Here is a 19,266-nt window from a genome sequence, read left to right on the forward strand (position 1 = left end):
TTCATACAATCTCGCAACCTCACGTATAGAATACTTCCCAGACAGACAATCTCTGATCGCAGCTAACTTGAATGCCTTTGCATACTTTTTCCAGGTAGTAGACGCCTTTAGGCTTTCCTTACCATATTTATCATACTTGCGTTTCCAGCCCAAAATCGTTGAAGGGCACACGTTATATTTTGAACCTAGTTCATATGCTGAATAATTTTCATCTAATGCTTTTAATATCTCGCATTTCAATTCTGCGGAATAAGATCTTTTGGACATAATAAATACTCCCCCATAAGCAGCCAGATTTTTTATTTTTTTATCTGTCTACTTATAGGGGAGCATATCATTTCTCCATCTAGAATGAGCTGTTTTTTCTGTTGGATTATCATTATTTTATTTAAGCATGTTCTTGTCTTTTTATGTTCTAAACACTTAAAGAATAGCAGCTAGTCCACCTGTTATTACCGAACCCACCATGATAATAATCATGATATAAATAATCATCTTATGTCTTTTTTCGCGCTTAGATGGACGTTGTGGTCCAGTTTGCTGATGTTGTTTTTTCTTTGTTTTTGCCAAAATAATTACCTCCCTTTACAGGCCAAATTCACTTCCATTTTAGCTTTAATTGGTGAGTAATTCAAGTGTTTTATTTACTTTACAGCAAGGATTATTACTGGTACTAACGGATGACATGGTCATAAGGTAGGTAAAAATGTTATAATCACTTGAGTAGAGTTAATAAGTCAAGGGGGAATTTTTTTGGTTAATCAAGAACGTTTACTTAATGATTTTCTTAATTGGGTTCAAATTGATTCAGAAACAGGTGATGAGTCAAGAATTGCTACAGTCTTGAAGGAGAGACTGACAGCGTTAGGCTTAGAGGTTGTTGAAGATCAAGCAAAGGAGAAAACAGGTCATGGAGCAGGTAACTTAATTTGTACTTTAAAAGGCGAGCAAGTAGCAAAGCCTATTTACTTTACTGCCCATATGGATACTGTTGTACCAGGTAACGGGGTGAAGCCACGTATTGAGGATGGCTATGTTGTTTCCGATGGGACGACGATTTTAGGTGCTGATGACAAGGCTGGAATTGCGGCAATTATTGAAGCAATAACAGTGTTGCAGGAGCAAGCAAAACCGCATGGCGATATTCAATTTGTTATTACGGTTGGAGAGGAATCAGGGTTAGTTGGGGCTAAAGCTTTATCAGCTGAATTAATTAAAGCAGAGCTTGGCTATGCCTTAGATAGTGATGGGGATGTGGGCGATATCATCGTGGCCGCTCCTACTCAAGTTAAATTATTGGCTAAGGTAACAGGGCAAACCGCTCATGCTGGTGTAGCCCCAGAAAAGGGCGTTTCCGCTATTACGATTGCAGCAAAGGCTATCGCTAAAATGCCTCTAGGCAGAATAGATTCGGAAACAACTGCAAATATTGGTAGGTTTGAAGGGGGACAGAAAACAAATATTGTTTGTGATTATGTAGAAGTCCTAGCTGAGGCACGTTCATTGGATCCGGCTAAAGTTAAGCAACAGGTTAAACGAATGGAGGTAGCCTTTGTCGAAGCAGCTAATGAGCTTGGTGGTGAGGTTGAAATTGATCAACAAGTCATGTATCCAGGCTATAAACAGCAAGATGGTGATGAAGTTGTTGAAATCGCGAAGCGTGCAGCGGGCAAGATTAATCGGGTAAGTAAGCTTAAACAGAGTGGTGGGGGCAGTGATGCCAATGTTATTGCTAGCTTCGGTATTCCAACGGTTAATTTAGCTGTTGGTTATGAAGACATTCATACTAAGAATGAACGGATGCCAATCGCTGAATTAGCAAATATAACAGAACTCGTTTTAGCTATTATTGAGGAAGTGACCGAGAACTAAGTAAGTATTATTATGCGGTAATTTTTTTAAAGTTGTGATATGCTGTTAACTATAGAACGTGCGTTCCATAGGAGGTATTGCTGATGTCAAAGTGGTATCCAAAGAATGGTCGCGTGATTTTTCACGTTGACATGAATAGTTTTTATGCGTCAGTTGAAGCAGCGCATGATCCTTCGTTAAAGGGTAAGCCAGTGGCCATTGCTGGTAATCCTGAAGAAAGGCGTGGCATTATCGTGACAAGTAGCTATGAAGCAAGAGCGAAAGGCGTTCGTACGACCATGCCGTTGTGGCAAGCAAAGCGCTTATGTCCTGATCTAATTGTTTTAAGACCCAATTTTGATCGCTATCGTGCTGCTTCTAGTAAAATGTTTAAAATGATGGCAGAAATCACCTCACTTGTTCAGCCTGTTTCAATTGATGAAGGTTATTTGGATATTTCTTCATGCCAATCGCTAGGTTCGCCTTTAGAAATTGCAACCCAGCTGCAAACTAGAATAAAAAATGAGTTGGATTTGCCGTGCAGTATTGGGATAGCTCCTAATAAATTTCTAGCTAAAATGGCTTCCGATATGAAAAAACCGATGGGGATTACCGTTCTAAGAAAACGAGATTTACCTGAAAAGCTTTGGCCGTTACAAGTTGCTGAAATGTACGGTATTGGTCAAAAAACGGGAACAAAGCTTAATGGTATTGGCGTTAATACCATCGGTGATTTAGTTCAAGCTGACCCCTATCAATTAAAGCGTTTATTGGGTGTAAACGGTGAGCGGCTTCAGAGAAGAGCAAAAGGCGACGATATGAGCCCAGTCGATCCAGAGGCAATTTATGATTTTAAAAGCATTGGAAATTCAGAGACTTTACCTGAGGACACAACGGATGAAGCGGTGATCTTATCGTTATTACGCAAGCTTGCTCGTAAGGTGTCAACGCGATTAACTAGAAAAGAAGTCGTTGGCCAAACTGTTCAACTAATGATTCGGTATTTTGATCGGAGAACCATCACTAGAAGTGTAACCCAAACAGCATATTTAGCAACAGAACTGGATATATTTTCTGTTGCTACTGATTTATTTGATCAGCACTGGGATGGGAGACCGATTCGGCTGCTTGGTGTTACTGTTCAGGGCCTAATTGAGAGAAATCAGATTGTTGAGCAGCTCGATTTATTTCGCTATCAAGAGCAAATTGGTGATGAGGCGATTAATGAAGTGATCAAGCAGCTAACAGAGCGCTATGGGAAAAATCCGTTTGTTAATCAATTTACCGAAAAAAACGTAGCACATGACCAGCCACGAACAAGCTTTCAGAAGGATTTTTTAGATGATTTTCGCAACGACAAAGAATAAGCAACGAGCTGCTGCGATAATTTGCAATAGCGCGTTGCTTTTCTAGTAGTGTGTGTTCTAATGATTCGTTAAATCAACCTGTAGCAAATCTTCAGCTATTAATGTATTTGCAAAGATAGCCTGTGCTTCATCTGCAAGCTTGTTTATTTGATCCCCTTGATATCTAGCTGAGATGTGCGTCAGAATAAGCTGCTTTACATTTGCTTGTTTTGCTAACAGGGCAACTTCCGTTGCAGTACTATGATAAAATTGGTGCGCATGAGCAACATCAAGGTGAGAGAAGGTTGCTTCATGGATGAGTAAATCGCAATCGGATACGAACCCTGCAAATTTATGCGGATGCCTTGTATCACCTAACACACAAATTTCTTTACCAGGTTTGGCAGCACCGAGGAAATCCGCTCTTGTTAGTAATCGTCCGTCAGGTAATTGCGTTTGTTCATTTTCTTTAATTTGTTGATAGATAGGGCCTGGTTTAATGCCCTGAGCTAACAGCTTGTCAACTTGTAGTTGGCCCGGTTTAGCTTTTTCGGAAATCCGATAACCAAAGGAGGCTAAACCATGTTCAAGCTCTTTAACAGTGATTGTGAAATGCTTTGTTTCATAATAGCTTTGATCCTCAACTTCAATAAACTGAATGGGGTAGGCTAATTTTGTTCCGGTTAGACTTAAGTGACAGTTGACATATGTCTTTATGCCACTCGGTCCATATATTTGTACCAATGACTCACCGTTTTGAAAGGAGCGACTGCTTAGCAAGCCCACTAAACCATTGATATGGTCACCATGAAGGTGGGTGATGAAGATCTTATCAATTCTTCTAGGCTTTATTGTTGTGCGTAATATTTGATGCTGGGTACCTTCGCCACAATCAAATAACCATACAGAACCAATTTCAGCTGTTAAATCTAAAGCAAGCGAACTTACGTTACGTTGCTTTGTCGGTAAGCCTGCCCCCGTACCAAGAAATTCAATCTTCATCTATTGCCATCCTCTAATATATTGTTGTGGAGCAGTTAACTCGTATTCGAGCTGATCAGCAGCTTCTTTAGCCCAGTATGGGTTTTTTAACAACGCTCTACCGATAAAAATAAGATCTGCCCGTTCATTTTTAAGAATTTCTTCAGCTTGAATACCTTCAGTTATTAGTCCCACTGCACCTGTTGCAATATTTGCTTGGTGCTTGATGATTTCAGCATGTTTAGTCTGATAGCCAGGAAAAACATCGATTTTGGCATGCTGTGCAATGCCGCCAGTACTGACATCTATTAAATCAATGCCTTGCTGCTTCATTTCTGTAGAGAAGTAGATGAAGTCATCCATGCTATTTCCTTCAGCATCATATTCATCAGCTGAGATTCTAACAAAAATAGGCCCCTGCCACACTGTCTTAACAGCCGCAATAATCTCTTTTAGAAATCGATAGCGATTTTCACGTGAACCACCATAATGATCTATTCTTTTGTTAGCAAGCGGTGAAAGGAATTGATTAATAAGGTAGCCATGTGCCGCATGGAGCTCAATAATATCAAAGTCTGCTGCTTTAGCTCGAATTGCGCCTTCTTTAAAAGCATCAATAACCTTCTGAATATCCGCTATTGTCATTTCAACGGGTGTTGGTTCACTGTCACTGGCCGCCAGTTGACTTGGAGCATAGCAAGCTGAACCTGTTCTAGCTTTGCGCCCAGCATGGGCAAGCTGAATAGCGCTTTTTACTTGATGGGCATGAATCCGGGCATTTATTGTTTTTAATCCGTTAATATGGGTGTCATGCCAAATACCAAGGTCAGTTGTTTTAATACGTCCTTCGGGAAGGATAGCTGTTGCTTCTAGCATAACCAGGCCGACCTGACCAACCGCACGTGTTTCATAATGAGTGATATGAAAAGGGGTCACTTGGCCATCTTCCTGCTCAACAGAGAACATGCACATTGGTGCCATCACTATTCGGTTTGGTAACGTCACGCTTTTAAAGGTAATAGGTTCAAATAATTTTACAGTCATCTTTTTCTTAATCCTCCCGATTATTCATATATAAATAACGTTTTTCAATGGCAAGCTTTGGTCGATCTGTAATAATCATAGCACAGTTGTAGCTAAAGCATTGCCGCATCTGCTTGCTCTTATTGATTGTATATGGAGCTAAATACATGTTCGCAGCGCGAATATCCTTAACGATTTTGCGATTTATCGCGTGATATTTTAAATGAATGCCATCCGCCTTTAGTTGCTGGGCATCCATTAGAACTTGTTGATCAAAACGTGAGCGCAATAAGCCAATTTTACAATGAGCATCAATTGCCTTGAATTGTTGCAGGGTAGCTTTATTAAATGATGAAAAAATAACACGATCAAGCATTGAGTAGCGATAAACAAGCTGATAAACAATGCTTTCAATATCTGGATAGGATTCTTTACTTGTTTTTAACTCAATATTAATCAATAAATTTTTATCCCTAGCCCATTTTAATAAGTCCTCTAAAGATAAAATAGTTTCTTTTTGGTAGTCTTGGTTAAACCATGATCCGATATCAATCGTTTTTAATGTTTCATAGCTGTATGAGCGAACTTTACCAGAGTAATTGCTAACACGATCAATGGTAGCATCATGAATAATGACCGGAATATTATCTGCGGTCAGATGCACGTCTGTTTCAATACCATCAGCCCCCTGCTGAAAAGCCATTTCAAAGGCAGCCATTGTATTTTCAGGACAATAAAAGCTTGCGCCTCTGTGGGCGATAATTAGTGATGAGATAAACTTAACCTCCTTATCGGCATTTAAGCATTTGCAGTCTTGTCAAAATCGTAGCATAATATAAGTAAATTATACAATAAAAGTTGTTTAAATATGCGGTAGCTATTTGCACCGTTAATTTAGTTTAAGCAAGCGAGACGGGTTTTACTTTGAATCACTAGACCGAATGCTACCAATATAATAAATGGTTCTGTTATTACAGGGCGGGTAATAAGGGGGATTAATTTGAACAGAAAAGAAAAGCAGGTAGCTAAAGAACGTCTAGGCCTAACCAAATATACGGCCTTAGAGGGAATGAAAGAACGACTTAGACAAGCAGAGCGTGATCATCAAGAAAGAGAACGGTTAGCTCAAATTAACCGAAAGAGTGAACAGGATAGGCACAAGACGTTTGAACAATTATTAAATGAAAGTAATATGGAGTGGGAAAAATTTAAATAGGAGTGATTAAGATGAGTAAATTTGAAGAAAAAACAGTTGCTAGTAAGGAAATTTTTTCGGGGAAAATTATCAATGTTTCTGTTGATGACGTTGTTCTACCTAACGGTCAATTAGCAAAACGAGAGTTAGTTAAACATCCGGGAGCAGTAGCCGTTATTGCCTTGACAGCAGAGCAGAAAGTCGTTGTCGTTAATCAATTTCGAAAACCATTGGAGAAAGAAATAATTGAGATACCAGCTGGAAAGCTTGAACCAGGTGAACATCACAGTGTAACGGCGTTAAGAGAACTTGAAGAGGAAACCGGTTATACGACTGATAAGCTTGATTATATTTGCTCATTTTACACGTCACCAGGCTTTGCTGACGAATTGTTATACATCTATTTCACTGATCAGCTGAAGCCATTAGAAGAAAGCAGAGCACTTGACGAAGACGAGTTTGTTCAAGTATTGGAATTGAGCTTAGAGGAGCTAGAACAGTTGCAAAATGACCAACGCGTCCATGATGCCAAGACGGTTTATGCGATTCAATTTCTTAAATTAAGACAGGGGTAAGCTTACCGTGGAACTCAATACGTATTTTGCCGATTTACATATTCATATTGGGAGAGATTTAAATAATAAGCCAGTCAAAATAACAGGCTCAAAATCATTAACCCTTACGCAAATTTTAATTGAAGCAAGTGAGCGGAAAGGTATTGATATTATCGGTGTGATTGATTGTCATGTACCAGCTGTACAAGGCGAGCTTGAGCAATTAATCGATGCTCACCAAGCATTCCCGCTTAAGGATGGCGGCATTCAATTTGAGAATGTCACTTTAATTTTAGGGGTCGAACTAGAAATCTATGATCACAATTGTCAAGGACCCATACACGTGCTTTGCTATTTTCCAACCTTGGCTAAAATGCAGTTGTTTACTAAATGGTTAAAAAACCAGTTAAAGAATATTAATTTAAGCTCACAACGTGTCTATGTGGCGGGAAAGGAATTGCAAACAAAGGTTAAACAGCTTGATGGCTTATTTATTCCGGCTCATGTGTTCACACCATTTAAAAGTTTATATGGTCGAGGTGTCCGGTTTTCTTTGAGGGAAGTTTTTAGGCCGGAGCTAATAGATGGGATCGAGTTAGGATTGAGTTCAGATAGCTATATGGCGGCTTCAATTACTGAAATTAACTGCTATCCATTCTTATCCAATTCAGATGCGCATTCATTAGGGAAGATTGGCAGAGAATATCAACAGCTTCTATTACAGGCTAAAACGTTTAACGAGTTGAAGTTGGCTCTAAAGGGAGAGGAGGGGCGAGCTATTATCGCAAACTATGGTATGCACCCTCAATTAGGTAAGTATTACCAGTCGGTCTGCAAGTATTGTGGTGAACCAAGCGCTACTCAAACAAAATGTGCCACTTGCCAAAGTAGCCAAATTATTAAAGGGGTAAGGGAACGTATTGACGAATTGGCTAATAATCAAGCTAAGATAATGCGTCCACCATATTATTACCATGTACCGCTGGAGTACGTAAATGGTATCGGTAAGGTTACTTATAACAAACTTATTCAATCATTTGGAACTGAAATGAATGTTTATCATAATGTTGAATACAAGCAACTCGCCCAAGTTGTCGGACAAGAGTTAGCTCAGCGACTCATCAGGATTAGAAAGGGCGATCTTATTATTAAAGAGGGTGGTGGAGGATTGTATGGGCGTTTAATTCCTGAATAAGCTAAATAATGCTCAGGTTAAACGTCTATGGCATGATTTACTAAGTTATTAATTAAAATAGTTAGTGCCGCATGTCAGTAAATTTGTGAAAACGGGTAATTATATGATCTGGTTCTATTTACTTTTCAATATCATAGAATGCACTATAGTGGTTGACTAGGTTTGAACTACTAGATTTATGATGGAGGAGAGCGACATGCGACCGAATTATACTAGGGAAATTAGTAAACATGTTGAGACACACTACTTAAGTTATTTTTTCATTATGATATTATTAGTAATGGGCTTGATTTTTGGCGCAGTGATTGTAATAACGATGCATTTTACCCAAAAGCAAGATTTACTTTTCTATCTAAATCAATATTTTAGTCGAGTTGATAGCCAGAGTGTTTTGCTAAATAGTGATTTGTTGAGAGCCAGTTTCTTTTCTCATTTTCAATTTTTACTAATTATCTTCATTCTTGGTTTGACGATTGTAGGTCTACCGATCATATGGGTGATGATTTTTATAAAAGGTACCTTTATCGGATTTTCAATCGGTTTTTTTGTTAATCAATATGGTCTAAGGGGCTTATTGTTTGTAAGTGCTGGCGTTTTACCGCAGAATCTAATCTTAATTCCACTCTATATATTATCTGGATCAATTGCGATGATTTTTTCTTCATATCTACTAAAGCGATTGATGAGTAAAAGACTGACTAGATTCACTTGGCAAGGTTTTGCTCAATATGGTGTTGCCTTTGTCATTTTAATAACTTTTAGTTTATTAGCAGCTTTAGTTGAGGCGTATTTTTCGTCATTTTTAATTGAATATGTCAGTTCTGTGACTAATTTGTAATGATTACAAATTGTATATTTCAATTGATTTTTAAATTATAATTATTTTAATTGACACCCTTTCACGATCTGATTATAATTGAGAATGTGAAGGAGGTTTCCGTTATGGAACATCGTATTGAACGTATTAAGAAGCAGTTGCATTCTCAAAGCTATAAATTAACTCCACAACGTGAAGCTACCGTTAGAGTTTTGCTAGAACGTGAAGAGGATCATTTAAGTGCTGAAGATGTATACTTACTTGTTAAAGAGAAGGCACCTGAAATTGGCCTTGCTACTGTTTATCGAACACTAGAGTTACTTTCCGAATTAAAGATTGTTGATAAAATAAATTTTGGTGATGGTGTATCACGTTATGATTTACGAAAAGAAGGTGCAACACATTTTCATCATCACTTAGTATGTATGGAATGTGGGAATGTAGAAGAAATTATTGAGGATTTACTGGAGGATGTTGAGAAGGTCGTGGAGCGTGATTGGAACTTTCAGGTAAAGGATCACCGGCTAACCTTTCATGGTATTTGCGTTAAATGTCAAGACAATAAGGAATAATTAAATATGATTATGTAATTTGTGTCCGATTGCTCATTGATTAGCATAAATGAACAAATTAATCCGAATTTAAACTGAATGACTCAGCTTAGTTCGGATTTTCTAGTTTTCGTATTCTTTCGACTAATGGTTGTATACCAAATAGCGTAGATAAGGTAGTTTCCCAAAATTTTCTGGAGCAATACAAACATTTGTTTAACCAACGCTATTTGATGAAGAACCCAACTAATTTGCCTAACTTAGAAAATATAAGTATAGTAGCTTATTTTTTTGTTAACATTAGAAAGTAAGGTACGTCTTTGAGAGGGTGATGAGGATGCGAAGTCTGAAGCGGATGGTTTGGGAGTGTATTAAATTATTACTTATATTCTTTACTGCTTTATTTATATTTTCTTACGGTGTTAGTATGATTCAAAACGAGTATCAGTTAAGAATTCGAGAATTAACGCCTAGAAGAGCTGCTGATCAGGTGAGTTTTTTTGAATCGTATTTTAAAATAAATCATTTAGGAGACTAGTTATGCGTCTAGAATTAGAAGACTTTGTCCACTACATCAAGATTGAACGTGGTCTATCAATTAACACACTTCAATCCTATCAACGTGATTTAAAGAAGTATTTAACATATTTAACTGAGCAAAGGTCAATTGATTCGTGGACAGAAGTTGCTAGAAGCGATATTACGCAATTTCTCTATCATATGAATGATACTGGTGTATCACAGGCAACGCTGGCTCGGAGCCTGTCTTCTATTCGTTTATTTCATCAATTTCTTCAAAATGAACGAATAACGGCAGTAAACCCAAGTATACATATTGAAACACCAAAGAAAACTGCAAAGCTACCGAAGTTTCTCTCATCAGAGGAGGTTGACCGGTTACTTGATATCGAAACGGATGAACCGCTCTCTATTAGGAATAAGGCAATGGTTGAAACCCTGTATGCAACAGGTTTACGGGTAACTGAGCTTGTTTCTTTAACGTTAAGTGATTTACACCTAATGATGGGTTTTATTAGGTGCTTAGGTAAGGGAAGTAAAGAGCGGATTGTTCCACTAGGTGATATAGCGTCTAGTGCAGTCAAACAATATTTAGAGCTGTCCCGTCCTTTGCTAGTGAAGAAGCAGCTAACAGAGCAATTATTTGTTAATCATCATGGTAAGCCTTTATCGAGACAAGGTTTTTGGAAAATTTTAAAAAGAGTGGCCGAGGAACAAGATGTAAAAAAGAATCTTAGTCCCCATATGCTAAGACATTCGTTTGCAACGCATTTATTAGAGAACGGAGCCGATTTACGGTCTGTTCAAGAAATGCTTGGTCATGCTGATATTTCAACGACGCAAATTTACACACATGTTTCAAAAAGACGATTGCGTGAGATTTACAGTAAGCACCATCCAAGAGCTTAATCCAAGTCGTTAACCTATTAATAAAACTGGTCACTTTGACCAGTTTTTCTTATGTTTAAAAATACTTTGAATTGGAGAAAATGAGAGTACCGATAATGAGGAGGTCAAACTTGATGAAAAAGACGATTATCTTATTAATGTTACTCATTTTCACAACACAGCCCATAAGTGCTTTTGCACAAGAGACTGAATATGAACTTGATTTGGACACGAAAAGTGTCATATTAATTGAACGAAATACAGGTAAAGTGCTGTACGAGGAAAATAAAGATACGACCTTACCACCAGCTAGCATGACGAAGATGATGACCCTGTTATTAATTGCTGATGCAATTGAGCAGCAAAAAATTAGCCTTGCTGACACAGTGCGAATTAGTGAGTTTGCTGCATCGATGGGGGGCTCACAAATTTATTTAGAGCCCAATGAGGAGATGACTGTAGATGAGCTTCTTAAGGCTGTGGCAGTAGGATCTGCTAATGACGCCAGTGTTGCATTAGCTGAGCACATTTATGGAAGTGAGAAGGCATTCGTAGAAGCAATGAATAATAAGGTTGTTGAGTTAGACCTTGCGAATACGCATTTCTCTAATACAACAGGCTTACCAGAGGAGAATCATTATTCAACTGCTCATGACATGGCTATGATTGCCCGAGCTTTATTGGCTTACCCATTTATTACAGAATATACCTCCATTTATGAGGATTACTTACGAAAAGGAACGGATAATGAGTTTTGGCTTGTTAATACCAATAAGCTCGTTAAATTCTATCCGGGAGTAGATGGGTTGAAAACTGGCTTTACCCAAGAAGCAAAATATTGTTTAACAGCAACTGCCCAAAAAAATGATATGCGACTTATTGCAGTTGTAATGGGGGCCGAATCACCAAAGCTGAGAAATTCAGCTATTACTAAATTACTTGATTATGGTTTCTCGCAATTTGATCACAAGAAACTTTACGACCGTCATCAGGCTGTTGCAGAAATTGATGTCTTAAAGGGTAAGGCTGCTAAGCTAGCTGCTATCACACAAGATGCAGTCTCAATTGTAACCAAGAAGGGGACAAATTTAGAACAGCTTGAGCTGAAGACGGTAGTGGAAGATGAGCTTGTTGCACCAATAGAGGCGGGTACAGAATTAGGAAAACTGGAAATTCATTTAGATGGTGAGCTGATTGATGAGATTGTCTTAATTAGTGAAGTAGCTATTGAAAAGGCGAGTTTCTGGCAGTTAATTAAAGATTCTACTAACCGTTTACTCCGTCAAGGTGCGCATTAATCCTTAAATTGTTTAACAAGCCAAAGTCCTTGCGAAGAACGAGCAGTTCGTGACTTTGGCTTAATTCTTTTTAAAAAGCAATCTTTTAAGTGAAAATAAGCATGAAATAGCACTATTTTCTTCTAGTTTTGTCGGCAAGCAGGTTTTTAGCAACTATTTAGCGAATCGTAATGGCAGGGAGTAAATAACTTAGGAGGTAGTTAACATGGCTTTAGCACACAGCTTTAACACCAAGAATAATGTTTTAGTAGTTCGACTTGTTGGAGAATTGGATCATCATGAAACTAATGCCCTTAAATCAATCTGGCAGGAGGAGATTAACACGAAGCAGCCAGCTAATATTATCCTTAATCTAGCAGAGTTAACCTTTATGGATAGCTCCGGTCTTGGGGTCATTTTGGGTCGCTACAAGGAAATTAAGCAAGCGGGTGGAGAGATGGTTGTATGTGCAATTTCACCGGCAGTTAAGCGATTATTTGATTTATCCGGCTTATTTAAAATTATGAGATTAGAAGATTCTGAACAAGCAGCATTTCACTATTTGGGGGTGGCATCATGACCAATCACATGAATGTATCTTTTAAAAGTAAAAGTGTGAATGAATCATTTGCTAGAGTTGTAATTGCAGCATTTTTAGCTCCCCTTGATCCAACGCTAGACGAATTAACTGAAATAAAAACAGTGGTCTCAGAAGCTGTTACCAATGCAATTATCCATGGCTATGAACAGTCTGAAGATTTTGATGTTTATTTAACCGCTGAGATTATTGAGAATAAAGTAAAAATTACAATAGAGGACTTAGGTATTGGTATTGAAAATGTCAATAAGGCCATCCAGCCATTGTACACATCAAAGCCAGAGCTTGAACGCTCAGGTATGGGCTTTACGATTATGGAGAATTTTATGGACAAGGTTGTAGTGGAGTCTTCTTTAGGTCAAGGTACTAAGGTCATTTTAGAAAAGACCTTTCAGACAACCCGCTCCTTCTGTCATTAGAGAGGGTGAATGAGATGTCCTTAAATCAAGTAAAGAAGCAGGAGCCGCTTTCTGATGAAGCGATGAAGCGTTACATTCAATTAAGTCAAGCTGGCGATCAAGATGCTAAAGATATCATGGTTGAAAGAAACGTTCGTTTAGTTTGGTCGGTCGTGCAACGCTTTCTAAATAGAGGTTATGATCAAGAAGATTTATTCCAGATCGGTTGCATTGGGTTATTAAAATCAATTGATAAGTTTGACCTGTCATATCAGGTTAAGTTCTCAACTTATGCTGTCCCAATGATTATTGGGGAGATCCAACGCTTTATCCGTGATGATGGTTCTATTAAAGTCAGTCGGTCACTTAAAGAACTCGGTCATAAAGTTAGAAGAGAAAAAGAAGCATTGTCAAAAAGCTTTGGTAGATCACCAACGGTTTCTGAATTAGCCTGTGCGCTTGATATGAGTACTGAAGACATTATCCAAGCAGAAGAGGCAATTAAGCAACCTCATTCCATTCATGAAACCGTCTATGAAAATGAGGGTGACCCGATCACTTTGCTTGATCAGCTCTCAAAAGAGGATGATCATTGGTTTGACAAACTTTTAATTGAAGAAACAATGAAGAATTTAGAGCCGCGTGAACAGCTTATTGTTTACCTGCGTTATTATCAAGATCAAACGCAATCAGAGGTGGCCAGTCGACTTGGCATTTCTCAGGTGCAGGTGTCACGATTGGAAAAGAAGATTCTAGCTTATATGAAAAACCAGATTAGTATGTAGTCTTATCTAAATATGAATAAATTAGTTTTGCACAATTTTAGTGCGTTTTTCATGTCGAATAGCGCAAACATTTACAAACAGCTCAGCCAGCTTTTCTTTAAGAAAGAAAAGCTGGCTGAGCTGTTTGTGTGGATTAATTGTTTATTTTTATAAAACCATCTAGTTTTTATCATGTTGTTAGTTGGGTGAAGAAAAAAGGTAATTTTATGACAATTATTAATACGCTATAGAGTATTTTAAAAAAAGCGCAACTTATTCATATCATGATAATACTTCCTTAAATCTACTCTGTATAGATTATTTCATTTAAACAATACTAAAGCTAGTGATAAATAAAGGATGGTCAATGCATGTTTAAACAAAAAGCAGCTAAAATTAATTTTGGTAACCTTAGGCAAGTTGAACATTTTATGCAAGAGCATGTCGGTGTAGGTGTCTCATTTGATGTTGGTTTCCGAGAAATTATATTGTTGAAGCAAAGGGTACACATTTATTATTTAAATGGTCTGTGTGATTCAGCTATTATCGTTGAGTTACTTAAAGTGCTTATAGCGATTAATGATCACGAACCAGAAGCTGTCGCTTTACCGATAATTGTCAAAAATAGACTTGTTCATCAACAATTCGAAGAGACAAAAGATATGGAATCTGCGGTAACACAGCTCCTCTCCGGTTTAATTGTCATTTTCATTGAAGACTATAATCAGGCAATGGTTGTTGATGTTCGAACTTATCCAGGAAGAAGTCCAGAAGAGCCTGATACTGAGCGAGTTGTTCGCGGTTCAAGAGATGGTTATACGGAGAATATTATTGAAAATACTGCTTTGACGCGTAGACGTGTCCGTGATCCACGCTTAAGAAATGAAATTCTTCAGATTGGTGATCGTTCCAAAACGGATGTGTGCATTTCTTATATTAAAGATATTGCCGATGAACAACTTATTAAAGTAATTAGACGGGAACTAGAAACGATAAAAACCGATGGCTTATCGATGGCTGATAAAACAATTGAAGAGTACATTGTCCATCAAGGTTTTAATCCGTTTCCGTTGGTTCGTTATACCGAGCGCCCTGATGTTGCATCAAATCATTTGTTTGAGGGGCATGTACTCATTATGGTTGATACATCACCAAGTATGATTATTACCCCGACCACATTTTTTCATCATTTGCAACATGCTGAAGAGTATCGGCAATCTCCGGCGGTTGGTACTTTTATCAGATGGATAAGATTCCTTGGGATTTTAATTTCAATTTTCTTACTGCCGTTATGGTACTTACTTTCGCTGGAAAGTCAGTTGTTACCAGAGGCACTATCCTTTATCGGTCCAAGTGAAGAAGGAACAATACCGTTATTTTTACAAATTGTCTTCGCTGATATTGGAATAGAATTCTTGCGTATGGCAGCTATTCACACACCAACACCACTGTCTACTGCGATGGGGCTAATTGCCGCTATTTTAATTGGTGATATTGCAATCGAAGTAGGCTTATTTTCATCTGAAGTTATTTTATATGTGGCTTTATCAGCGATAGGATCCTATGTTACGCCAAGCTACGAGCTAAGTATAGCTAACAAACTTGTTCGTGTTGCAATTGTTATTTTAACTGCTGCTTTTGGATTGAGCGGATTTGTAATCTCATCAACGGGATATATCTTAATGTTAGCAAAAACAAAGTCATTAAACACGCCTTACATGTGGCCGTTTATTCCCTTTAATTTAAAAGCATTTCAACAAGTTTTTGTTCGCTATAGTGTTCCCTCTTCTGAATCAAGACCAAGTATCATTCATCCAAAACGCAACTTAAAGTAAAATCGGCTCAACTAGTTGCTTAGTCTTAAGTTATATGATAAATTAAGTCTATTCTATTAAAAAGGACAATTATTTATCTAAATAATGTCCCTTTCGTATGGCCCATAACAGATGTTTTGTTAGCCCTTTTTTTAGGGTGGGCTTATTCATGCGATGGGGCTATTTTTTTGAATAGTTGCATGGCTGATAAAGGGGGAAATAAGGTGAAGCAGCACGTAGAGATTAATGATCTTGATCACCTTACAATTGGTGGCATTGACGTGACCTACTTAGCAGAGAAATATGGTACACCGCTATTTGTTTATGATGTAGAACAAATTAGAGCAAATGCTAAGGCTTTTGTCAATGGCTTTAAAGAATTAAATATACCAGCCCAGGTGGCTTATGCGAGTAAGGCTTTTTCTTCAATTGCGATGCTTCAAGTTGCCAAACAGGAAGGCTTGAGTCTTGATGTTGTTTCACAAGGGGAACTGTATACAGCTATTCAGGCTGACTTTCCAATGGACAAGGTCCATATGCATGGTAATAACAAAAGTGTAGCTGAATTAGAAATGGCAATTGAGCATAATATTGGTTGTATTGTGATTGACAACTTCCATGAAATCCAATTGCTTGAGGAGCTGTTACAAAAGCATGACAGGTCAATTCATGCGCTATTACGTGTTACACCTGGTATTGAGGCTCATACTCATGATTATATCCTTACTGGAAATGAAGATTCAAAGTTTGGCTTTGATCTAGCTAATGGTCAGGCGGAAGAAGCCTTTAAGCAAATTAAAAGAAATTCAAGAATTCAGCTTAAAGGCCTTCATTGTCACATTGGTTCACAAATTTTTGAAACAGATGGTTTTGTGATGGCGATCCGTCGGTTATTTGAAACGTTGGCCAACTGGCATGAGCGCTATGGCTACCAGGCTGACGTTCTGAATCTAGGTGGTGGTTTTGGGATAAGGTATACGAAGGAAGATGAGCCGTTAGCGCTTGAATCCTATGTTGAAGTGTTGGTTAAAGAAATTACAGAGCAAGCTCACTACTATAAGCTTAATTCCCCAGAGATTTGGATTGAGCCGGGTCGTGCAATTGTTGGTAATACAGCCATAACGTTATATACCGTCGGTTCAAAAAAAGAAATCCCTAATGTGCGAAACTATATCGCAATAGATGGTGGGATGACAGATAATATTCGCCCAGCATTGTATCAAGCAAAGTATGATGCTATCTTAGCAAATAAAGCTGCTAGAGAAAAAACGTATCAGACAGCTGTTGCTGGTAAATGCTGTGAGTCAGGTGACATGTTGTTGTGGGATCTGTTATTGCCAGAAGTTGAGCCTGGTGATATACTAGCAGTGTTTAGTACGGGAGCTTATGGCTATTCAATGTCAAGTCATTACAATCGTTTCCCGAAAGCAGCGGTTGTTTTTGTAGAAAATGGTCACGATAAACTGGTCATGCGAAGAGAGTCCTACCAAGATCTCATTCGTAATGATTTATCTTATGAATAATGGAGGAATTTAAAAATGACAAAAGAAGCAGTTATTACATTTGAAAATGGAGAAAGAATCACGATTGAATTATATGCAGATGCTGCACCAGGGACTGTGGCAAATTTTGAAAAACTAGCAAATGATGGTTTTTACAACGGTGTGAGCTTTCACCGCGTTATTCCGGGTTTTGTAGCTCAAGGTGGCGATCCAACGGGTACTGGTGCTGGTGGTCCTGGATATACGATTAAATGTGAGACTGAAGGTAATCCACACAAGCATGTAGCTGGAAGCTTGTCAATGGCTCATGCAGGAAAAGATACCGGTGGCAGCCAGTTCTTTATTGTTCACGAACCACAGCCCCACTTAGATGGTGTACATACTGTCTTTGGTCAAGTTACAGATGGAATGGATGTCGTCTTACGTATTAAACAAGGTGATGTTATGGAAGAAGTTGTTATTAACAATTAATCATTTGACTAGAACGATCAGTTTTTGACTATAATGAATCTTATCGAACTATAGGATTGAAAGTATGAGATCATTCTCTATTACCAGATAGGTTAAGTAAAAACTTAAACGATCAGTTACATGATCTAGTAAGGGGTTATTCATGTTAGTAAGGTTTAAGAAGTCGATGGAAAAGATTGCAATGGGCTTGTTGTCTTTTATGCCAAATGAAAAAGAAGTAAAAAAACTTCAGGCTACAATGAAGTTATATGAGGAAAATCCAAATTGGCAGCTCTACTTATGGAAGGAAGAGGAAGACGTTCTTGCTGCAATTGGTGTGGAAGTTGATGATGCTAGTCAGTCAGTTGTTATTCAGCATATCACTGTTAATCCATCACATCGAGATATGGGGATTGGTCATAAAATGATTAGTCAACTACGTTCAATTTACCAAGACAACTATAGCATCATGGCAAATCATATAACTGAACCATTTCTCAAAAAATGCCAGTAAATCCTAATGATATAAGCTTTAAATAAGTGATTGTTAAGCTTTTCATATCTGTAATTATTAAACGAGCATCTGAAAACGCGAGATACTATGTGCCAAACCTATTAAGGTGGTAGCAATAGTATTACGTGTAGTCAGGTGCTCTTGTTTGCTCAATTGACTTATTGTTATACGGAAAGACTGCCTACTATCTTGCTAATGTAAGCTGGAATTATTGCTAACGATGTGGTTGGAAAATTTATGTGATATAATGAGAAGAGTAATTTGAACTGAATGGTAGGGAGAAGATATTATGATAGAGTCTTATAATGTGCGTGTTGATGGCTTTGAAGGGCCACTTGATTTATTGTTGCATTTAGTTAATCGTTATGAAATTGATATTTATAACATTCCTGTTTCAACGATAACGGCGCAATACTTACAATATATCCATACCATGCAGCAGTTGGAGCTTAATATGGCAAGTGAGTATTTAGTCATGGCAGCGACACTACTTGCCATCAAGAGTGCAATGCTTCTACCTAACCAAGAACTTGATGAGGATACAGATTATGACGAAAATGATCCTCGAGATGAATTAATTGCAAGGTTGATTGAATATCGGAAATATAAAGAGGCAGCGACAGAGCTGAAGGATCGTGAAGGTGAGGAGAAAAATAGCTATACAAGAGCACCAGAGAAAATCGCCGCTGAGCAAAAAGATTCTATTCAACCTATTGCTGGCAGTGGCTCAATATACGATATGTTAGCAGCCATGCAAAATGTGTTTAATCGAAAAAAATGGAACCGTCCAATGGAAACAACAATTGAAAGGGTTGAAATACCGATCAAACAACGGATGGAGCAGGTCCTATTAATTGTTGAGCAAAGTGATAAAGGTGTCGCGTTTGATGATTTGTTTCCCTATCCATCGAAAACGCATATTGTGGTAACTTTTATGGCCATGCTAGAACTTATGAAGGAACGCTTAGTATACTGTCAACAAGATCGAACATTCGATCGGTTAGTTTTACATAGATGGGAGTCGTAGCT

General features: G+C 38.0%; 22 protein-coding genes. 17 read left to right on the top strand and 5 right to left on the bottom strand.

Annotated features, from left to right (window positions below):
* Together BM000_RS00005 and BM000_RS00010 are read right to left on the bottom strand one after the other, a co-directional pair.
* Positions 1 to 267: transposase (locus tag BM000_RS00005; RefSeq protein ID WP_143063867.1), on the bottom strand; the 267-nt coding region annotated here is incomplete at its 3' end.
* Positions 268 to 423: 156 nt separating this feature from the next.
* Entirely contained in the window at positions 424 to 570 is a 147-nt protein-coding gene (locus BM000_RS00010; RefSeq protein ID WP_091493285.1) for a DUF4044 domain-containing protein, read from the bottom strand.
* 183 nt (positions 571 to 753) lie between these two features.
* Here BM000_RS00010 and BM000_RS00015 point away from each other — a divergent pair, with 183 nt between their 5' ends.
* Both BM000_RS00015 and BM000_RS00020 read left to right on the top strand, forming a co-directional pair.
* Positions 754 to 1,872, top strand: a complete 1,119-nt coding sequence (locus tag BM000_RS00015) for a M20/M25/M40 family metallo-hydrolase (protein WP_091493286.1) — start codon at positions 754 to 756, stop codon at positions 1,870 to 1,872.
* Positions 1,873 to 1,955: 83 nt separating this feature from the next.
* Positions 1,956 to 3,218 carry a DNA polymerase IV gene (locus BM000_RS00020; RefSeq protein ID WP_091493289.1) on the top strand — a complete coding sequence of 421 codons (1,263 nt, stop codon included), beginning with the start codon at positions 1,956 to 1,958 and terminating at the stop codon, positions 3,216 to 3,218.
* A gap of 57 nt (positions 3,219 to 3,275) precedes the next feature.
* Here BM000_RS00020 and rnz read toward each other — a convergent pair whose 3' ends face one another.
* The 3 genes from rnz to BM000_RS00035 are packed head-to-tail and all read right to left on the bottom strand — an operon-like array spanning position 3,276 to position 5,976.
* On the bottom strand, positions 3,276 to 4,199 hold the full coding sequence (gene rnz / locus BM000_RS00025) for a ribonuclease Z (RefSeq protein ID WP_091493291.1): 924 nt from the start codon (positions 4,197 to 4,199) through the stop codon (positions 3,276 to 3,278).
* Positions 4,200 to 5,222: an NADPH dehydrogenase NamA gene (gene namA, locus BM000_RS00030; protein ID WP_091493294.1), complete on the bottom strand. Its 1,023-nt coding sequence runs from the start codon at positions 5,220 to 5,222 to the stop codon at positions 4,200 to 4,202.
* A gap of 7 nt (positions 5,223 to 5,229) precedes the next feature.
* Positions 5,230 to 5,976, bottom strand: coding sequence for a glycerophosphodiester phosphodiesterase (locus BM000_RS00035; protein WP_281245839.1), 747 nt, complete (start codon positions 5,974 to 5,976; stop codon positions 5,230 to 5,232).
* Positions 5,977 to 6,201: 225 nt separating this feature from the next.
* Here BM000_RS00035 and BM000_RS00040 point away from each other — a divergent pair, with 225 nt between their 5' ends.
* The 15 genes from BM000_RS00040 to BM000_RS00115 all read left to right on the top strand — a co-directional run bounded on the left by BM000_RS00040 (position 6,202) and on the right by BM000_RS00115 (position 19,264).
* Entirely contained in the window at positions 6,202 to 6,417 is a 216-nt protein-coding gene (locus tag BM000_RS00040) for a DUF3886 domain-containing protein (RefSeq protein WP_091493298.1), read from the top strand.
* Positions 6,418 to 6,428: 11 nt separating this feature from the next.
* Positions 6,429 to 6,971, top strand: a complete 543-nt coding sequence (locus BM000_RS00045) for an NUDIX hydrolase (RefSeq protein ID WP_091493299.1) — start codon at positions 6,429 to 6,431, stop codon at positions 6,969 to 6,971.
* A gap of 7 nt (positions 6,972 to 6,978) precedes the next feature.
* The gene (locus tag BM000_RS00050; RefSeq protein ID WP_091493302.1) at positions 6,979 to 8,145 is read left to right on the top strand and encodes an endonuclease Q family protein; all 1,167 of its coding nucleotides are present in this window, start codon (positions 6,979 to 6,981) and stop codon (positions 8,143 to 8,145) included.
* 196 nt (positions 8,146 to 8,341) lie between these two features.
* The gene (gene spoIIM, locus BM000_RS00055; RefSeq protein ID WP_091493305.1) at positions 8,342 to 8,983 is read left to right on the top strand and encodes a stage II sporulation protein M; all 642 of its coding nucleotides are present in this window, start codon (positions 8,342 to 8,344) and stop codon (positions 8,981 to 8,983) included.
* A gap of 104 nt (positions 8,984 to 9,087) precedes the next feature.
* A complete protein-coding gene (gene fur, locus BM000_RS00060) occupies positions 9,088 to 9,534 on the top strand; it encodes a ferric iron uptake transcriptional regulator (protein ID WP_091493307.1) in 447 nt (148 codons plus the stop codon).
* Positions 9,535 to 10,053: 519 nt separating this feature from the next.
* Complete coding sequence (gene xerD / locus BM000_RS00070) at positions 10,054 to 10,941, top strand: site-specific tyrosine recombinase XerD (RefSeq protein ID WP_091493313.1); 888 nt, start codon at positions 10,054 to 10,056, stop codon at positions 10,939 to 10,941.
* Positions 10,942 to 11,054: 113 nt separating this feature from the next.
* Positions 11,055 to 12,218: a D-alanyl-D-alanine carboxypeptidase family protein gene (locus BM000_RS00075; protein WP_091493315.1), complete on the top strand. Its 1,164-nt coding sequence runs from the start codon at positions 11,055 to 11,057 to the stop codon at positions 12,216 to 12,218.
* 205 nt (positions 12,219 to 12,423) lie between these two features.
* Complete coding sequence (gene spoIIAA / locus BM000_RS00080) at positions 12,424 to 12,777, top strand: anti-sigma F factor antagonist (RefSeq protein ID WP_091493318.1); 354 nt, start codon at positions 12,424 to 12,426, stop codon at positions 12,775 to 12,777.
* A complete protein-coding gene (spoIIAB, locus tag BM000_RS00085; RefSeq protein WP_091493320.1) occupies positions 12,774 to 13,214 on the top strand; it encodes an anti-sigma F factor in 441 nt (146 codons plus the stop codon). Before spoIIAA ends, spoIIAB begins: the two co-directional genes overlap by 4 nt.
* Positions 13,215 to 13,228: 14 nt before the next feature.
* A complete protein-coding gene (gene sigF / locus BM000_RS00090; protein WP_091493323.1) occupies positions 13,229 to 13,978 on the top strand; it encodes an RNA polymerase sporulation sigma factor SigF in 750 nt (249 codons plus the stop codon).
* A 350-nt stretch (positions 13,979 to 14,328) separates the two neighbouring features.
* Positions 14,329 to 15,792, top strand: a complete 1,464-nt coding sequence (locus tag BM000_RS00095; protein ID WP_091493326.1) for a spore germination protein — start codon at positions 14,329 to 14,331, stop codon at positions 15,790 to 15,792.
* 179 nt (positions 15,793 to 15,971) lie between these two features.
* Positions 15,972 to 17,294: a diaminopimelate decarboxylase gene (gene lysA / locus BM000_RS00100; RefSeq protein WP_091494980.1), complete on the top strand. Its 1,323-nt coding sequence runs from the start codon at positions 15,972 to 15,974 to the stop codon at positions 17,292 to 17,294.
* A gap of 15 nt (positions 17,295 to 17,309) precedes the next feature.
* Positions 17,310 to 17,744 carry a peptidylprolyl isomerase gene (locus BM000_RS00105; protein WP_091493329.1) on the top strand — a complete coding sequence of 145 codons (435 nt, stop codon included), beginning with the start codon at positions 17,310 to 17,312 and terminating at the stop codon, positions 17,742 to 17,744.
* A 142-nt stretch (positions 17,745 to 17,886) separates the two neighbouring features.
* Positions 17,887 to 18,237: a GNAT family N-acetyltransferase gene (locus BM000_RS00110; RefSeq protein WP_091493331.1), complete on the top strand. Its 351-nt coding sequence runs from the start codon at positions 17,887 to 17,889 to the stop codon at positions 18,235 to 18,237.
* Between the two features lie 289 nt (positions 18,238 to 18,526).
* Positions 18,527 to 19,264, top strand: coding sequence for a segregation/condensation protein A (locus tag BM000_RS00115; RefSeq protein ID WP_091493334.1), 738 nt, complete (start codon positions 18,527 to 18,529; stop codon positions 19,262 to 19,264).
* The last annotated feature ends 2 nt before the right edge of the window (positions 19,265 to 19,266 follow it).

Source organism: Amphibacillus marinus, assembly GCF_900110345.1.
GTDB lineage: Bacteria > Bacillota > Bacilli > Bacillales > Amphibacillaceae > Amphibacillus_D > Amphibacillus_D marinus.